Origin of the sequence: Fulvimarina uroteuthidis, from assembly GCF_034321785.1 — a bacterium.
Classification (GTDB): domain Bacteria; phylum Pseudomonadota; class Alphaproteobacteria; order Rhizobiales; family Rhizobiaceae; genus Fulvimarina; species Fulvimarina uroteuthidis.
In genome coordinates this window covers 464,329-482,102 of record NZ_JAXLPB010000003.1, presented here as the reverse complement: position 1 = coordinate 482,102, position 17,774 = coordinate 464,329, and the positions used below count along the sequence as shown (strand labels likewise).

At 65.1% G+C, this 17,774-nt stretch carries 13 protein-coding genes; 7 read left to right on the top strand and 6 right to left on the bottom strand.

The window, feature by feature from the left end:
* Positions 1-181: 181 nt before the first annotated feature.
* Positions 182-1,630 (top strand): D-alanyl-D-alanine carboxypeptidase, encoded by a 1,449-nt coding sequence (locus U0C82_RS11930; protein WP_322187343.1) that lies wholly within the window; start codon positions 182-184, stop codon positions 1,628-1,630.
* 68 nt (positions 1,631-1,698) lie between these two features.
* A complete protein-coding gene (locus U0C82_RS11925; protein ID WP_322187342.1) occupies positions 1,699-1,950 on the top strand; it encodes a hypothetical protein in 252 nt (83 codons plus the stop codon).
* 99 nt (positions 1,951-2,049) lie between these two features.
* On the opposite strand, the gene parC is transcribed toward U0C82_RS11925, so the two are convergent.
* A complete protein-coding gene (gene parC, locus U0C82_RS11920) occupies positions 2,050-4,302 on the bottom strand; it encodes a DNA topoisomerase IV subunit A (RefSeq protein ID WP_322187341.1) in 2,253 nt (750 codons plus the stop codon).
* A gap of 215 nt (positions 4,303-4,517) precedes the next feature.
* On the opposite strand from parC, the gene U0C82_RS11915 reads away from it, so the two are divergent.
* Both U0C82_RS11915 and U0C82_RS11910 read left to right on the top strand, forming a co-directional pair.
* Entirely contained in the window at positions 4,518-5,783 is a 1,266-nt protein-coding gene (locus U0C82_RS11915) for a hypothetical protein (protein WP_322187340.1), read from the top strand.
* Between the two features lie 88 nt (positions 5,784-5,871).
* On the top strand, positions 5,872-6,462 hold the full coding sequence (locus U0C82_RS11910) for a 2'-5' RNA ligase family protein (RefSeq protein ID WP_322187339.1): 591 nt from the start codon (positions 5,872-5,874) through the stop codon (positions 6,460-6,462).
* 90 nt (positions 6,463-6,552) lie between these two features.
* Here the strand turns inward: U0C82_RS11910 and aspS are convergent, their stop codons facing one another.
* On the bottom strand, positions 6,553-8,340 hold the full coding sequence (aspS, locus tag U0C82_RS11905; protein WP_322187338.1) for an aspartate--tRNA ligase: 1,788 nt from the start codon (positions 8,338-8,340) through the stop codon (positions 6,553-6,555).
* A gap of 200 nt (positions 8,341-8,540) precedes the next feature.
* Between aspS and rnd the strand changes: the two genes are divergently transcribed.
* Complete coding sequence (gene rnd, locus U0C82_RS11900; protein ID WP_322187337.1) at positions 8,541-9,692, top strand: ribonuclease D; 1,152 nt, start codon at positions 8,541-8,543, stop codon at positions 9,690-9,692.
* 201 nt (positions 9,693-9,893) lie between these two features.
* Here rnd and U0C82_RS11895 read toward each other — a convergent pair whose 3' ends face one another.
* The 4 genes from U0C82_RS11895 to U0C82_RS11880 form a co-directional block, all read right to left on the bottom strand.
* Positions 9,894-11,408: a Ppx/GppA phosphatase family protein gene (locus U0C82_RS11895; RefSeq protein WP_322187441.1), complete on the bottom strand. Its 1,515-nt coding sequence runs from the start codon at positions 11,406-11,408 to the stop codon at positions 9,894-9,896.
* The gene (locus tag U0C82_RS11890; RefSeq protein WP_322187440.1) at positions 11,401-13,602 is read right to left on the bottom strand and encodes an RNA degradosome polyphosphate kinase; all 2,202 of its coding nucleotides are present in this window, start codon (positions 13,600-13,602) and stop codon (positions 11,401-11,403) included. Before U0C82_RS11890 ends, U0C82_RS11895 begins: the two co-directional genes overlap by 8 nt.
* A 244-nt stretch (positions 13,603-13,846) precedes the next feature.
* Complete coding sequence (locus U0C82_RS11885) at positions 13,847-14,539, bottom strand: HdaA/DnaA family protein (protein ID WP_322187336.1); 693 nt, start codon at positions 14,537-14,539, stop codon at positions 13,847-13,849.
* Positions 14,540-15,721: an AI-2E family transporter gene (locus U0C82_RS11880; protein ID WP_322187335.1), complete on the bottom strand. Its 1,182-nt coding sequence runs from the start codon at positions 15,719-15,721 to the stop codon at positions 14,540-14,542.
* Between the two features lie 231 nt (positions 15,722-15,952).
* Between U0C82_RS11880 and purM the strand changes: the two genes are divergently transcribed.
* Both purM and purN read left to right on the top strand, forming a co-directional pair.
* Complete coding sequence (gene purM, locus U0C82_RS11875) at positions 15,953-17,014, top strand: phosphoribosylformylglycinamidine cyclo-ligase (RefSeq protein WP_322187334.1); 1,062 nt, start codon at positions 15,953-15,955, stop codon at positions 17,012-17,014.
* Positions 17,011-17,718 carry a phosphoribosylglycinamide formyltransferase gene (purN, locus tag U0C82_RS11870; RefSeq protein ID WP_322187333.1) on the top strand — a complete coding sequence of 236 codons (708 nt, stop codon included), beginning with the start codon at positions 17,011-17,013 and terminating at the stop codon, positions 17,716-17,718. The genes purM and purN overlap by 4 nt, the downstream gene beginning before the upstream one ends.
* Positions 17,719-17,774: the final 56 nt, after the last annotated feature.

The following is a 17,774-nucleotide window of genomic DNA, read 5'->3' as shown; positions in this document are numbered from 1 at the left end:
AGATCACGATTTCAGGAAGGGTTCGGCAACCATAAACGGATTGGTAAGCTCGAATGTCTAGGCTCGGGACCAAGGATGGGCGATGCGTTCGCCTCGAAACGCCGTTGGCTTCGAGGCGCATTGGCGGATCGCTCGACAATTCATCGAGCCCAAGGGTTTTCGCGTGAGAGTATTTTCAAGTTTGCGTAAGGCTTTCGGATGCGCCCGCATCATCGGCATTGCAGCAGTCGGAGCTGGCGTCATCCTGACCGTTCCGTCGCATGCCAATGCGAATTCCCGATATGCCGGCTTCGTCATCGACGCCAATAACGGCAACGTGCTCTACGAGGACCGCGCCGACGAGTACCGCTATCCGGCCTCGCTCACCAAGATGATGACGCTCTACCTCACCTTCGACGCCCTGTCGAAGAAGCGCATCGCACTCACCGACAAGATGCCGGTCTCGCGCTACGCGGCCGGTCGCCCGCCGACGAAGGTCGGCGTCCCGGCAGGAGGCAACATCCTCGTCGAGGAGGCCATCTACGCCCTCGTCACGAAATCGGCGAACGATGCGTCGGTCGTGCTCGGCGAATATCTCGGCGGTTCGGAAGCCGAGTTCGCGGAGATGATGACGCGCACCGCGCGCAAGCTCGGCATGTCGAAGACCACCTACAAGAACCCGAACGGGCTTCCCGACAGTGGCCAGCGCACCACCGCCCGCGACCAGGCCAAGCTCGGCATCGCGCTTCGCGAGCACTTTCCTCAGTATTACAAATATTTCTCGACCCGCTCCTACAATTTCCGTGGCACGCGCCTCGGCAACCACAACCGCGTTCTCGGACGCATGGATGGTGTCGACGGCATCAAGACCGGCTACATCAACGCATCGGGCTTCAATCTCGTCACCTCGATCAAGCGCGACGGCAAGAGCGTCGTCGCGGTCGTGATGGGTGGACGGTCGGGCCGCTCGCGCGACGATCACATGATCGAGCTCCTCAAGCGCACCATGCCGATGGCGAGCCGCCGCGACGAAGGCGCGCTGATCGCAGCGCGTCCGAACACCGATGCCGGCCTTGTGGCAGTTGCCGTCGGCTCCCTGCCGGCTGCAGGTCCCGTGCCGAACGTGCGTCCCGCACTTCTCATGACGGCTGACGAGCGCATCGCGATGGCCTACGAGGATTCGGGGAGCGCCGGTCTGTCGAGCCTGCCGCAGCCATCGTCGCGTCCGATCCGTGGTCGTCAGGCTCTCGCCGCCGCGCTTCTGGGCGAAACGCCCCAGGTTCCCCTGATGCTGCCGGCAGCCTCCGCCAACGCTCTGGCCGCACCCGTCCCCGGCAATCGCAACATCGATCCGACCTTCACCGGCGCGATCGGCTCGCGTCAGGCGATGCCTGCCACGGCGAACTCGGCCTGGGTCGTCCAGATTGCCGCAACGCCCGATGCAGCGCTCGCGCAGACCATGCTGGAAGACGCCAAGCGCAAGGCCGGCGCCGATCTCGCCGCCGCACGCCCCTTCACGGAGCCGGTTACCAAGGGCTCGACGACGCTGCACCGCGCCCGCTTCGCCGGCTTCGACACCAAGGACGAAGCGTGGCGTGCCTGCGCCGCCCTGAAGCGCGTGGACTATGCCTGCTACGCCGTCGCCCACTGATCCCGCAATCGCCACCCGTTCTTCTCCCAGCCGCTCCGGTTCCTGCTTACGGAAGGGATATCTCTCAAATGTCACTTGAAAATTCCGGCGTCGGACGCGTCAATCCTCGCGCTGGAAACGTTCAGGCCCTGAACGACCTGCGCGATCTGCGATCGCTCCGTTCTCGGCTTCGTCCGAAGGAACTGGTGGACCTGCTGCTCAGCCACGGTGCACGCGCCTGGCGGGCCTCCCAGCCGGTCAGCCGCTCGCGGATCAAGGTCAGGGGGATGAGCGGCTCCACCGCGGTCCGTCTCTCCTTCGGCCGGCCCTCGAAGGGCTGAGCCCGCCGGTAAAGGACCGAAATCACAGGTCGATCGACATGAAGACGGGCGCCTCGCGGCGCCCGTTTTCACGTGTCATGCCATTTTCGGGATCGGGTGTCAGCCGGCGAACTTGTTGGTCTTCGGGAACCCCTTGGGGACGAGGCGCCCGGCCTGCGCACGATCGCCCTTCCATTCCAGAAGCTCCTCCTCGCTGCGCAGGAAGGCGCGGCCGGCACTGTCGGTCCATGTGAGGCCCTCGGCAAGCTTGAAGACCCGGGCGTCCGAGAAGCCGCCATCCTTGTAGCGCTGCAGGCGCACGCCCTTGCCCCTTGCCATCTGCGGCACCTGGGCGAGCGGGAAGACGAGCAGCTTGCGGTTCTCGCCGACGATCGCGACCGTGTCCCCCTCGCCGATCTCGCCGGCGAGCCGTACCGCGCCGCCCTTGGCGACGTTGACGAGCTGTTTGCCCTTGCGCGTCGAGGACATCATGTCGGCCTCTGTCGCGATGAAGCCGGTGCCTTCGTCGGAGACCATCAGGCGCTTGCGGTCCGGCTCGGCGGTGAAGGCGAAGACGATCTCGTCCCTGTCCTCGAGGTCGAAGGCGAGACGGATCGGGTCGCCCTGGCCGCGACCGCCCGGAAGCTTGTCGGCCTGCATCGTGAAGACGCGGCCATGCTTGGAGACGAACAGGACCTTGTCGGTGGTCATCGCGTGGAATGCGACGTTGAGGTCGTCGCCCTCGCGGAACGTCAGATTGGTGAAATCGGCGAGATGGCCCTTCAAGCCGCGCAGGAACCCCTTGTTCGACAAAACGATCGTCACCGGCTCCTTCTCGATGAAGGCGGTGGTGATGTCGTCGATATCGTGGTCCGGCGCATCGGCGAAGCGGGTGCGACGCTTGCCGAGCCTGGTCTTCTTGGAAAACGTCTCGCGAACGGCGCGCACTTCGTCGGCCACCGCGGCCCACTGGCGCTCCACGGAGCCGAGCAGGCTTTCCTTCTCCGCCTTCTCCGCGCTCAACTGGTCGAACTCGCGCCGCAGTTCGAACTCCTCCAGCTTGCGCAGCGAGCGCAGCCGCATGTTCAGCACGGCTTCGGCCTGGACCTCGGTCAGGGTGAAGAAGCGCATCAGCTCCTGCTTGGGCTCGTCCTCCTCGCGGATGATGCGGATCACGTCGTCGATATTGAGGAAGACGATGAGATAGCCGGCGAGGATTTCCAGCCGCCGGTCGATCTGGCCGAGTCGGTTGCGGGCGCGACGCTCCAGAACGGTCCGCTGGTGGGCGAGCCACTCGGCCAGCACCTCCTTCAGCGACATGACCCGCGGCACCTTGCCACCCGACAGGACGTTCATGTTGAGCGGAATGCGCGACTCGAAATCCGTCAGGCGGAACAGGGACTCCATCAGGATTTCCGGATCGACCGTCTTCGACTTCGGCTCGATCACGACGCGGATGTCCTCGGCGGATTCGTCGCGGATATCGGCCAGCAGCGGCAGCTTGCGCGCCTGCAGCAGCTCGGCGATCTTCTCGATCAGCCGGGATTTCTGGACCTGGTAGGGGATCTCCGTGACGACGACCGTCCAAAGGCCCCGCGCACCCTGTTCGACCTCCCACCGCGCCCTGACGCGGAACGAGCCCCGGCCGGTTTCGTACGCCTGGCGGATCGTCGCACGATTGTCGACGATGACGCCGCCGGTCGGGAAGTCGGGCCCCTCGACCGAACGCAAAAGCTGCTCGACGCTCACCTCGGGGTTCTCGATGATCTTCAGCGCGGCATCGCACAGTTCGGCGGCATTGTGCGGGGGAATGTTCGTCGCCATGCCGACGGCGATGCCGGACGAGCCGTTGGCCAAAAGGTTGGGGAACGCGCCGGGCAGGACGACCGGCTCCTCGTCCTCCTCGTTGTAGGTCGGGCGGAAATCGACCGCGTCCTCGTCGATCCCGCGCAGCAGGAGCGTCGCGACCTCGGTCATCCGCGCTTCGGTGTAGCGCATGGCAGCGGCGCTATCGCCGTCGATATTGCCGAAATTGCCCTGGCCGTCGACCAGCGGATAGCGGACCGAGAAATCCTGGGCAAGACGCACCAGTGCATCGTAGATCGCGGCGTCGCCATGCGGGTGGAAACGGCCCATCACGTCGCCGACGATGCGAGCGCACTTCTTGTAGCCCTGCCCGGGATCGAGGCGCAGGATGCGCATGGCATGGACGATGCGGCGATGCACCGGCTTCAAACCGTCGCGCACGTCCGGAAGCGCCCGGCCCATGATGGTCGAGAGCGCATAGGCCAGATAGCGCTCTTCCAGCGCCTCGCGGAGGTCGACCGGCTGGATGTCTCCGCCGCCCGCCGGTGGATCGACAGTCTTTCCCATGCGTGTCGTTCTGAACGATCAAAGGCACGTGAACAAGAGCGGAACAGCCGCAATGGTCATCAAAAGCGAACAATCGCGTGGCTTTTCCTCATCGGAACGGGTCCGCGGCGCGAAACCGCGCACCGCGTGCTCTTTCGCTTTCCATCCAGCGCGCTAGCTTGGCATGGGATTTACGCCGTTCCGTCACCTCGGACGGAAGTATGGAAGGTTTAACAATGCGCAGCTTTTCCGCAGGACTATCAACCGCAGCTCTCGCGACGTTTCTGACAGGCGGCACCGCGCTCGCGGCCGACGCGGATGCGTTCGCGACGCGGCTGAAGGACGCGATGGCGGCCCAGAGCATCGCGATGACGTATGAGAGCGCCCGATCGGAAGGCGACGACGTTGTTCTCGTCGGGGTCAAGTTCGGCACCGGCGCGGACATTTCCGACGCCGGCGACCTGACCTTCGAAAACGTTCAGGGCTCGACCGAACAGGGCTGGACCGCCGAGCGCCTTCCCGTCGAGGACGTCACCGGCACGGACACCTCGCAGGACGGTGGAGAGCCCGTCACCTACGCGTTCCGCGACATGAGCGTCGAGAACATCCGGATCGCGGGCACGGCCCCTTCCGAGCCGCTGCCGCAGTTCCTGCAGGCCTCGCCGCTGTTCTTCGAGAGCGCCAGCATCGGCTCGATCGCGTTCGAGAGCGGGGAGAATGAGGTCTTCACCATCGAGAACGCCGTGACGACGAACGAAATCGGCGACGACGGCACTTATGCCGGCGACTTCAAGGTCGAATCGTTCGATATCGACGTCCCCGAAACGTCCGTGGACGGCTCTGCCGAAACCATTCGCGCGCTCGGCTACGAATCGCTCACCGGTTCGATGGACGGGCGCATCGAATGGGCGCTCGAGGAGGGAACGCTTGCCCTGACGCCTCTGTCGTTCGACGTGGACGAGGTGGGCTCGTTCGACATGTCGTTCGCACTCGGCGGCTACACGTTGAGCCTCGTCCAGTCGCTGCAGCAGATGTCCGAGCAGATGGAGCAGAATCCCGAAAACAGCCAGGGCGCCGGCATGGCCATGATGGGCATTCTCGGCCAGATGAACATTCGGAACATTGCGCTGCAGTTCGAGGACGATTCGCTGACCAGGCGTCTCGTCGACTATTATGCCGAGCAGATGAACCAGTCGCCTGAGAACGTCGTCGATCTCGCGGTTCAGATCGTTCAAGGCAGCATCAACCAGATCGGCGACGAGGCTTTCCGGACCCAGTTGACCGACGCGGTCCGCACCTTTCTCGAGGATCCCGCCTTGATCCGCATTGCCAGCGAACCGGCCCAGCCGATCGCCGTGATGCAGATCGTCGGCGCGGCGATGGGAGCTCCGCAGTCGATCCCGAGCGTCCTTCAGCTCGAGGTCGAGGCCAATGGCGAGGGTTCGGGCGGAAGCGGCGGCACGACGACGCCGGATGAGCCCGGGGCGCCGACGGGGCAGTAATTCACGTTTCGACGGGCCGGTCCTTCGGGAGCCGGCCCTTTCTCTTTCGGGCGTCCTGAGAGGTCGTCGATGGCAAGGTGAGTTCGACATGTCAGACGATGCGCCGCTCATCCTCACCGTCAAGTTCGACGATCCCGGCTTCGAACGCTTCCAGCGCATGCGCAAGGCGCACTTTCCGGCCGCGAAGAACTACATTCCCGCGCACCTCACCCTGTTCCACCATCTGCCCGGCGACAGGATCGATGCGGTGATCGCGCATCTGGTAGAGGTCGCGAGCCGTCAGCGGCCGATCCCGTGCCGGGTGTCCGGTCTTCGCTTTCTCGGCAAGGGCATCGCCTACGAGGTGGATTGCCACGAGCTCGAAAGGCTGCGCGCCGATCTTGCCGGACACTTCTACGACGCGCTGACCGCGCAGGATCGGCAGCGGATCAAGCCGCATGTCACGATCCAGAACAAGGCGGACCCGGTCGCGGCGCGCACGCTTTACGACGTGCTGGAAAGCGACTTCGAGCCGTTCCCGTTCGAGGTGACCGGGCTGCTCCTGTGGCGCTATCGCGGCGGCCCGTGGGACCCGGCCGGCGAATTCAGCTTCGCCCACGGGCGGTCGGACGGGCAGACAAGGGCCGGCCGTCGCGAGGACGCGCAATCCGATGGTGACGAAAGCCGCGACCCGGCCTGAAGGCCACGGCCCGGCCGATGGTCGGCGGTTCGCCAAGATGGTCCGAGCGCGCGCCGGCGCCCGAACCGGCGCCGGCAGACCTCTCGTTCGTCAGTCCGTCGCCTTTGGCGCAATGCGCAGGCCCAGTTCGCGCAGCTGCGCCGGCTGCGCCTCGGCAGGCGCCCCCATCAACAGGTCGAAGGCCTGCTGGTTCATCGGGAACAGCGCGATCTCGCGCAGGTTCTTCACGCCGCACAGAAGCATGACGATGCGGTCGATGCCCGCGGCCATGCCGCCATGCGGCGGCGCGCCGTACTGGAACGCCCGGTAGAGACCGCCAAACCGCTCCTCCACCATCGCCTGATCGTAGCCCGCCAGTTCGAAGGCCTTGACCATGGTCTCGGGCACGGAGTTGCGGATACCGCCGGAGGCGATCTCGAAGCCGTTGCAGACGATGTCGTACTGGAACGCCTTGATCGACAGCGGCTCCTCGTTCTCAAGCGCGTCCATTCCGCCCTGGGGCATGGAGAACGGATTGTGCGCGAAATCGACCTTCTTGTTGTCCTCGTCCCACTCGTAGAACGGGAAATCGACGATCCAGGCCAGTTCGAACCGGTTGCGGTCCACGAGATCGAGCTCTTCGCCGACGCGAGTGCGGGCAGACCCGGCGAAAGCGATGAACTTCTCGGGCTTTCCGGCCACGAAGAAACAGGCGTCCCCGGCCTCGAGCCCGAGTTCGGTGCGGATCGCCTCGGTGCGCTCGGGGCCGATATTCTTGGCGAGCGGCCCGGCGCCGGACACCTCGCCCGCTTCCTCGCGCCAGAAGATGTAGCCGAGCCCCGGCTGGCCTTCGCCCTGCGCCCAGGAATTCATCCGGTCGCAGAACGCGCGCGAGCCGCCGGTCCTGGCGGGGATCGCCCAGACCTCGACCTTGTCGTCGTTCGCGATCATGTTCGCGAACACCTTGAAGCCGGAGCCGGCGAAATGGCCGGTGACCGCGCTCATTTCGATCGGGTTGCGAAGGTCGGGCTTGTCGGAGCCGTACTTGCGCAGCGATTCGGCGTAGGGAATGCGGCGGAAGGTCTGCGACACGGGCTTGCCGTCTGCGAAGGTCTCGAAGACCTCGCGAATGACCGGCTCCATGGTCTGAAAGATCTCCTCCTGCTCGACGAAGCTCATTTCCACGTCGAGCTGGTAGAACTCGCCGTAGAACCGGTCCGCGCGCGGATCCTCGTCGCGGAAGCACGGCGCGATCTGGAAATACCGGTCGAAGCCGGAAATCATCAGAAGCTGCTTGTACTGCTGCGGCGCCTGGGGCAGCGCGTAGAACATGCCGTTGTGCAGGCGCGAGGGCACGAGGAAGTCGCGCGCGCCTTCCGGCGAGGACGCCGTCAGGATCGGCGTCTGGAACTCGGTGAACTCGGCCGCCTGCATCAAGGCGCGGATCTTCGCAATGATCTTCGTGCGACGCATGATGTTCTTGTGCAGCGTCTCGCGACGCAGGTCGAGGAAGCGGTACTTCAGGCGAATGTCTTCCGGATAGTCCGGCTCGCCGAAGACCGGCAGCGGCAGTTCCTTGGCCGCCGACAGAACCTCGATCTCGCGCGCGAAGATCTCGACCTCGCCCGTCGGAAGCTTGGCGTTCACGGTCTCCGCGGAGCGGGCCTTCACCTCGCCGTCGATCCGGATCACCCATTCGCCGCGCACCCTTTCGGCCGCCGCGAAGGCGGGCGAATCCGGGTCGACCACGATCTGCGTCAGGCCGTAATGGTCGCGCAGATCGATGAAGAGGAGGCCGCCATGGTCGCGGATGCGGTGGGCCCAGCCCGACAGGCGGACGGTGTCGCCGACATTGGCGCGGCGAAGATCTGCGCACGTGTGGCTGCGATAGCGATGCATGGGTTCGGCCCTTGTTCAGTCTCGTCCGATACGGCTTCCAAGCCGTGGTTCGCGCCTGTGGGACACACGCGAGACGGCCGCCGGATCAACCTGGAAAATCGCGCCGGACAAGCGCATTTGTCGGGACATATGTCAAGTTTTCGGGGGGCAATGGCGTCGTTGCGCTTTCCCATCCGAAGCGGGCGTTCTATGAGCGGGACATGGAAACGATCAAAACGACCGATGCGCTGGCCAAGGTCTGCGAGGCCCTGGCGCGATCCGAATATGTCACCGTCGACACGGAGTTCATCCGCGAAACGACGTTCTGGCCGGAACTCTGCCTGATCCAGATGGCCTCGGACGATACCGAGGCGCTCGTCGATCCGCTGGCGCCCGGCCTCTCGCTCGATCCGTTCTTCGCGCTGATGGCGGACGAGAGCGTGGTGAAGGTGTTTCATGCCGCGCGGCAGGACCTCGAAATCGTCTACAAGCTCGGAAATATCATCCCCAAGCCGCTCTTCGACACCCAGGTCGCGGCGATGGTCTGCGGCTTCGGCGAATCGATCGCCTACGACCAGCTGGTCGCGCGGCTGGCGAACGGCCGGATCGACAAGACCTCGCGCTTCACCGACTGGCGCCGTCGCCCCTTGAGCGAGAAGCAGCTGGTCTATGCGCTGGCGGACGTCACCCATCTTCGCGACGTCTACAAGGCGCTGAAGAGCCAGCTCGAAAAAAGCGGACGCCTCTCCTGGCTCGACGAGGAGATGGCGGTGCTCGCCGATCCCCAGACCTACGACCTTCATCCCGACGACGCATGGCGGCGCATGAAGATGCGGGTGAAGAAGCCGATCGAGCTGCAGATCCTGAAGGAGATATCGGCCTGGCGCGAGCGCGAGGCGAGAGCCAGCGACAAGCCGCGCGGCCGGATCCTCAAGGACGACGCGATCTACGAGATCGCCCAGCAGCAGCCGGCGGACGATGCGGAACTCGGGCGCCTGCGCACCATTCCGCGCGGTTTCGAGCGCTCGAGCGCCGGACAGGCGATCCTCGACGCGATCGCCCGTGCGAAAGCCGTGCCGAAATCCGACCTTCCGGCGGTGCCCCGCCCGGCCCAGTTGCCCGAGGGCACCCAGGCCGCCGTCGAGTTCCTGCGCGTTCTCCTCAAGATCGTCGTCGAGGAGGAAGGCGTTGCCGCCAAGATGATCGCCAATTCCGAAGATCTCGAACAGCTCGCCGTCCACGGCAAGGACGCCCGGATCGAAGGTCTCTCGGGCTGGCGGCGCGAGATCTTCGGCGCCCGCGCCCTCAAGCTTCTGGAGGGCGAGAGTGCGCTGGTCTATCGAAACCGCAAGGTCGAGGTCATCCCCGTCTGAGACGGCCGGCCTTGGCCATTGCGACGACGAAGGGGCATGCCCCGGCGGGCCCGGACGCGAAACCCATCGTCATCCGTTCGTCGGGAAGGTAAAGATCGGCTTTCAACGCCGGAAGCGCCTTCGGAACCGGCTTTGGCGCCGAACCGCTTCCGATCCGCGCCGGACGGACCGGAGGCCGGAGCCAGCGTTCCGGACAATGGGCTAGCGGGCTTCCATGCGAAGCGGTTGGCCGACGAGCTTCGCGAACTGTTGCAGCCGGCCCTCGGGACGCTCGCCGATCAGGTTTTCGAGATCGGATGGAAGCACCAGGGTGAACCCGCCGCGCGGGTCCTGCGCCCAGCGGAAACGGTCGAGGAGGCCGGGCATCGACGCCGTCAGCAGATAGGTCACGCGAAACAAGGAGCCGAGAAGTCGCGCGCGCTGCAGCAGCCGCTCATCGACGAGGGATTCCAGATCGGGCAGCTGCGCCTGATTCATCGTCCCCTCGTGCCGGAAATAATTCGTCAGGCCGAGATAGGCCCGGCCGCGATGGTCGACCGCGGGGAACGCGGCATGGGCGATGATCGACAGCGACTGCAGCCCGCGATAGTCGGGATGGGCGCGCCAGCCGATGTCGGCCAGAAGACAGGCCGCCGTACGCAGCCGCACCTCCTCGCCGTTCTCCTCGACGCCGAGCACTTCGAAGGTCCGCGACGTCCAGCCGATGAGCTCCTCGGCATGGTCGGGCGAGCGCGATCGCAACACGGCGAGCTCGCGCGCCGCCTCGATCAGCGGATCCTTCGCCCGTTCCGCGGCGGGCAGGAGCGAGTGGAGATAGCCCTCGCGCACGCCGAGCGCGGAGACGACGATCTCGGACGGCCCGATATACCGGATGATGCTTTTCAGCGTGATCGCGCCCACGGCCAGGAGCGAGCGCCGGGATTTGGACACCGCCTCGATGCCGGGCAGCTTTTCGGGCTCGCCGCGCATCAGGCTGTCGAGGAACTTGTCGAGCTTATCGACCTGCATCGTGTAGCCGTGCATCACATGCAGCGGATAGGCGGTCTGCTGCATGTGCAGCTTCGCCAGATTGCGCCACGTGCCGCCCACGGCGATGAAGGGAAGCCCGCCGCCGGCCCCTGCGAGGGCGCACGCCTCGACATGGCTGTCCGCAATCTGCTGGGCCCGCTTCAGGTCGCCCTGGGCGGCATCCATCAACCGCAAGCCCCCGAGCGGCATGGTGAGGCCGCCCGAAAGCACCTCGCCCTCGATTCGACCGAGTTCGAGACTGCCACCGCCCAGATCCCCGACAATGCCGTTGGGCTGGTGGAAACCGCTCATCACGCCTTCGGCGGCGTAGCGCGCCTCGTCGGCACCCGACAGGATCGCGACAGGCCGACCGATGGCCCGCTCGGCCGCATCGAGGAACTCCGGCCCGTTCGTCGCTTCGCGGCTGGCGGCGGTCGCCAGCGGATAGAGATCGCCCACCCGGGCCTGATCGGCGAGCTTGCGAAACCGTCTGAGCGCCGCGAGCGCACTGTCGATCGCGCCCTGATCCAGCCGGTTCGTCTGGGCGAGGCCCTTGCCGAGACCGGACAGGATCTTTTCGTTGAACAGAACCGTGAGCGCTCGGGAGTGACCCTCGTAGATGACCAGACGAACCGAGTTGGAGCCGATATCGACGACCCCGACCGGTTTGCGCCCGATGAGGCGTCCCTGACCCAGCGGTTCATTCATCGCCGGCATGCTCTGCGCGTTGGCGGGCGATCAGGCGCGGCGCGTCGGTCTTTAGGGCCTTGCCGCGTCCGGAGAGCGACGGGTTGGTCATGAAGTAGCGCTGGGCGTTGAAGGGCTGCTCGCCATCGCTCGGCCGGATGTGGCGCGACGAGCCGTCGGCGGCGACAGACCAGCTCTGCTGGTTGTCCAGAATATTACCAAGCATGATCTGCGAAAGAACCTGACTGTGCACGGTGGGCGTCTCGATCGGGACGAGCGTTTCGACGCGGCGATCCAGATTGCGCGGCATGAGATCGGCCGAGCCCATGAGAACGATTGCTTCCTCCGACGGTAAGCCCTGCCCGTTGCCGAAGCAATAGATTCGGCTGTGCTCGAGAAAGCGCCCGACGATCGATTTCACGCGAATATTGTCCGACAAGCCCTCGACGCGGGGCCGCAGACAGCAGATGCCGCGCACGATCAGGTCGATTTCGACGCCGGCCTGGCTCGCCCGGTAGAGCGCGTCGATGATTCGCCCATCGACGAGCGAGTTCATCTTCATCCAGATCTGCGCCGGGCGCCCCGCCCTGGCATGTCGGATCTCGGCTTGGACGAGGTCGATGATCTTGTCGCGCATGGTCAGCGGCGAGACGGCAAGCTTCTTCAGGCCCGTCGGCTCGGCATAGCCGGTGATGTAGTTGAAGACCATCTGAACATCGTGCGCGATCGCAGGATCGGCCGTGAAGTAGCTGAGATCGGTGTAAATTTTCGCTGTCACCGGATGATAGTTGCCGGTTCCGATATGGCAGAAATTGACCAGCTTTCCCTCTTCGCGGCGCACGACCAGCGAGAGCTTGGCGTGGGTCTTCTTCTCGATGAAGCCGAACACCACCTGGACGCCCGCGCGCTCCAGATCCCGCGCCCACCGGATGTTGGCCTCCTCGTCGAAGCGGGCCTTCAGTTCGACGAGCGCTGTGACCGACTTGCCCGACTCGGCCGCCTCGATCAAGGCGCGCACGATGGGTGAATCATTGGATGTCCGGTAGAGCGTCTGCTTGATCGCGATGACGTTCGGATCGTTGGCCGCCTGGCGGACGAACTGCACCACCACGTCGAACGATTCGTAAGGGTGGTGAATGACGATGTCCTTCTCGCGGATCGCGGCGAAGCAGTCGCCATTATGCTCGCGGATGCGCTCCGGAAAGCGCGGAATATAGGGTTTGAACTTCAACTCGTCCCGGTCGATCTTGCAGATCTGCGACAGGGCGTCCAGCGCCAGCATCCCGTCCATGACGGAGATGCGCGCCTCCGGCGCCCCGATTTCCGCGGCGACGAAATTGCGCAAGCCATCCGGCATCGAGGAGACGAATTCGGTGCGGATGACCGACCCCCTGCGCCGCCGCTTCAGGGCGCTTTCGAAGAAGCGGACGAGGTCTTCGGCCTCCTCCTCCACTTCCATGTCGGAATCGCGAATGACCCTGAAGGTGCCGCTGCCCTCGACCGTGTAACCGGGAAAGAGCTTGCCGATGAACGTCTCGACGATGCTCTCGAGCGCCACGAAGCGAGAGACGCCATCCTCCTTCGAAGGCAGTTGCACGAAGCGTTCGAGCGCGACGGGCAGACGGATGAGCGCGTTCATCTTGTCCGCGTCGCGCGTGCGCTTCTGGTTCTCGAATTCGCGCACGCGCTTCAGCCGAAGACCGATCGAGAAACCGAGATTGGGAATGAACGGGAACGGATGGGCCGGATCGATCGACAGCGGCGTCAGCGCCGGGAAGATGGTCTCGTCGAATTCGCGCGACAGCCAGTCGCGATCGTCCTGCGAGAGCTGGTCGACCGAAACGATCTCGACCTTCTCGGCCTTCAGCAGTTCGATGAGCTCGGCAAGCGAGGCCTGCTGGTCTCCCTGGAGGATTTCCACCTCGGCCAAAATCCTGTCGAGTTGTTCCTGCGCCGTCAGGCCGTCGAGGGAGCGCACCGTGATCTTCTCGCGGACCTGGCCTTCGAGCCCGGCCACGCGGACCATGAAGAACTCGTCGAGATTGCCGGCCGAGATCGAGAGGAAGCGCAGGCGCTCCAGGAGCGGATGATTGGGGTTCCGCGATTCTTCGAGGACACGCCGGTTGAACTGCAGCCAGGACAGTTCGCGGTTCATGAACCGATCCTGCGGCAGGGGAGACAGCGCCTCTTGCGCCTCGACCTTCGTCTCGGCCATCCGCGGCGGCGCCTGCTCGAGAATCACGTCGACCTCGGGCGCGACGGCTTCGTCGGACAAGCGGGGCTCATCCGCGCCGGCCATGGGCGCCGCGCCGTCGCCGTCGGCTTTCCGTGCACTTGTTCGCGCAGGGACGCGCTTTCCCGATGAACCAGGCGCCGACGCACCGCTGCGCGTGGGTCGAACCGGAAATTTCTTCGTCTCTTCGGTCATTCGTATACCGTCCAGTGGCTTGGTTGGCGTATCAGGTTTGACGTTTTCCGGCAGGATCGGCGGTGCGATGGAGGTTGGTCTCAAGCACCTTGCGAACGAAGGGCTTGGTGATCCGGCTCTTGTCCGCGAGCGCCTGTCTGTTCAGGGCGTCGACCACTGACCTTGCGGCCGAGCCCGTCCTTTCGATCCGCTCCGCCAGATAGGTCAGGGTGCCGGGATCGACGAACAGCTGATGGTCGGAAAAGTGCTTGGCGAGGATCCCCTCGAACAGTTCGTCGTCCGGCGGATCGAGTTCGACACGCGCGGCGGCCGCAAGGCGCGAGCGCAGATCCGCCAGCCGGTTCGCCATGGCCTCCGGAGCGAGGCGCGATGTCGCGAGGACGAAGCCCTGGCCGAGCCGCGCGGCATTGATCGGCCCGAACAGCTCCGCGTCGGGGATCGTGGTTCGATCGATATCGTCGATGACGAGACGAAAGCCGTCCCGGTCCGTCATCTCCCCGCTCCGGCCGATCGCCAGCATCGAGGCGTCCGCAAGGTCGGCCCAGGCCCGTGCGAGATGGGTCTTGCCCGAGCCTTCCGGCCCGACGATCAGCAGCACGTTGTGCTGCCAGTGCGGCCAGGCATCGATCGCGCCGGCCGCCACCGCGTTCGAGTGCGAGACGATCAGATCGTCGCGCGCCAGGGATTCCAGGGGCGGCAAGTCCAGCGGAAGCTGTCTGGCCATCTAGAGATCCCGGCCGTCGATGCGGGACACCGATCCGGCTGCCGAATCGCCCGACGGGCCTTCCGCACGTTTGACGAGGTCGAGGTTGCGGGGCGGCGCAAGGCCGGTCGCCGGACCGTGATACATCTCGCTGTCGAGATATTTCGTGATGCCGAACCGCGCCAGAACGCCGACGGCGGCGGCGGCGGGAACCGCGATCAGCAAGCCGACGAAGCCGAACAGCGCACCGAACGCGAACAGTGCGAACATCAGCCAGACGGGGTGAAGACCCACCGAGGCCCCGACGAGCTTGGGCTGGAGAATGTTGCCCTCGAAGAACTGCCCGACGAAGAACACGGCGGCCGCGGCGACGATCCACGGCCAGTCCGGCCAGAACTGCACGAGTGCCACGCCCAGCGAGATCACCAGTCCGAGAAGCGATCCGATATAGGGAATGAACGAGATCAGGCCCGCGAAGAGCCCGATCAGCAGTCCGAAGTTCAGGCCGATGAGCGTCAGGCCGACCGCGTAGAACGTGCCGAGAATCAGGCACACGCTGCCCTGCCCCCGCACGAAGCCGGCGACCGAGCGATCGATGTCGTGCGCGATCCGCCGGACCTCGTCCTGATGCTGGCGCGGAAGCCAACTGTCGACCGTCTCGACCATCCGGTCCCAGTCGAGGAGAAGATAGAACGCGACGACGGGCGTGACGACGAACAGGGAGACGAAGTTCACGACGGCCAGCGAGGAGGACCAGATCGATGTCAGGAAGGTCGTCAGGAAGGTGGTCGAATCGGACACCACCTTGGCGAAGTCCTGCTCGAGCGTCGATTCGTCCGAGGTGAACAGAAAGGCGAGCGGGCCGCTGCGCGCGGCGATCGCGAAACCTTGCAGCTTGTCCAGATAATCCGGCATGCGCTGCGCGAGATTGACGACCTGGGAGGAGATGACGGGCGCGATGATGAGGATCGTCGCCACGAACGTCACGACGAAGAGCACGAGGATCAAAGTCGTTGCCATGAGACGCGACAGGCCCCGCCGCTCGAACCAGTCGGCGACCGGATCGAGAAGGTAGGCGATCACCATGCCGAGCACGAAGGGCAGGAGAATGCTCGAGAAAATCCAGATGATGAGCACGAATGCCATCGCCGCAGCGCACCAGAAATACACCTGACGCCAGAAAGGCGTGCTGCGATCGGCCATGGTCTGTCTCGTTCCTCAAACTCGGTACGCTTCCATATTACAACGGGCCTAACGCACTTGGCGAGGGTTGGCGAGCGCCTGTGCCCCGCCGTCTCTTGCAGCGAGGCCCAGTTTCGATGTGTAAGCGGGCATCAGCGGATGCCGGATGCGCGATCGATCCCTGCGCACCGACCGTCACTTGCCCGTCACGGGGCATCCATGGCACTGCAGCGTGAAACGAGGATGACGACGATGGCCGACCCGAAGCCCCTCACCTATCGCGACGCAGGCGTCGATATCGACGCCGGAAACGAGCTCGTCCGGCGGATCAAGCCGCACGTGCGCTCGACCCGTCGGCCGGGCGCCGATGGCGAGATCGGCGGCTTCGGCGGCCTCTTCGATCTGAAGGCGCTCGGCATGAGCGATCCGCTGCTGGTCGCCGCCAATGACGGCGTCGGCACCAAGCTCCGCGTGGCGATCGAAGCCGGTCGCCACGACACGATCGGGATCGATCTCGTCGCGATGTGCGTCAACGATCTCGTGGTGCAGGGGGCGGAACCCCTGTTCTTCCTCGACTATTTCGCCACCGGCAAGCTCGATCCGGCCCAGGGCGAGGCGATCGTCAAGGGCATAGCGGAGGGCTGCCGCCAGGCCGGCTGCGCGCTGATCGGCGGCGAAACCGCGGAGATGCCGGGCCTTTATGCCGGCGACGATTACGATCTCGCCGGATTTTCGGTCGGCGCCGTCGAGCGAAACCGCCTGCTTCCCGCAAGCAATCTTACCGATGGCGACGTCATTTTGGGGCTGACATCCTCCGGCGTGCACTCAAACGGCTATTCGCTGGTGCGCCGGATCGTCGAGCGGAGCGGCGCGTCCTACGCGGATGCGGCCCCGTTCGAGCCGCACCGCTCGCTCGGCGAGGCACTTCTGGAGCCGACGCGCATCTACGTGAAACCGCTGCTCGACGTGTTCGCTGCGTCACATGCCGTCAAGGGGCTGGCGCACATCACGGGCGGCGGTTTCATCGAGAACATTCCGCGCGTCCTGCCCGATCACCTCGGCGCCGATCTCGACCTTGCGGCCGTCCCGGTACCGGCCGTCTTCGGCTGGCTGGCGAGGGAAGGCGGGATCGAGACGCTGGAAATGCTGCGAACCTTCAATTGCGGGATCGGCATGGTGGTCGTCGTCGCCGACAGCGAGGCGGCGACCGTCAGCGCCCTCCTCCAGTCGGCCGGCGAAAGCGTGGTCTCGCTCGGGCGCGTTCTTCCCCGGAAGAAAGACGCCGTCACCTTCAACGGCGAGCTGTCGCTTTGAGCAACGCACCCGACAAGAAACGCGTCGCGATCATGATTTCCGGGCGCGGCACCAATATGGGCGCCCTCATCGCCGCCTGCATGGATCCGAGCTTTCCGGGCCGGATCGTCGGGGTCGTGTCAAACCGGCCGGACGCGAAAGGTCTCGAAACCGCCTCGCTCTACGACATTCCGGCAAGCGTCGTCGACCATACGACCTACGAAAGCCGCGAAGACCACGATGCCGCCGTCAAGGCGGAACTCGAGGCGATGAAGCCCGACATCGTCTGCCTGGCCGGCTATATGCGCCTTCTGACGGCCGATTTCGTTCGCCATTTCTCCGGCCGGATGATCAACATCCATCCATCCCTGCTGCCATTGTTTCCGGGGCTCGAGACCCATGCCCGCGCGCTGAACGCCGGCATGCGCCTGCATGGCTGCACGGTTCACTTCGTTTCGGAAGGGATGGATGAGGGGCCCATCATCGCGCAGGCCGCCATCGCGATCGATCCCGACGATACGCCCGAAACCCTCGCCGCCCGGCTGTTGCGGGCCGAACACCGGCTCTACCCCCATGCGCTGAAACTTATTCTCCAGAACCGGATCCGCCTGTCGAACGGCCACGTGATCGTTCGCAGCGAGGCGTCCGCGGACCAGGCGGCCGATCCGACGGCGCTTTTGGACGGGCCACCCATCCTCATTTCGCCGGACGCCCGGCGCAGTTGACGGCCCGCCTGCGAAAGGCGCAGGTTCGGCACCGATCCGAACCTTCAGCATGGCGT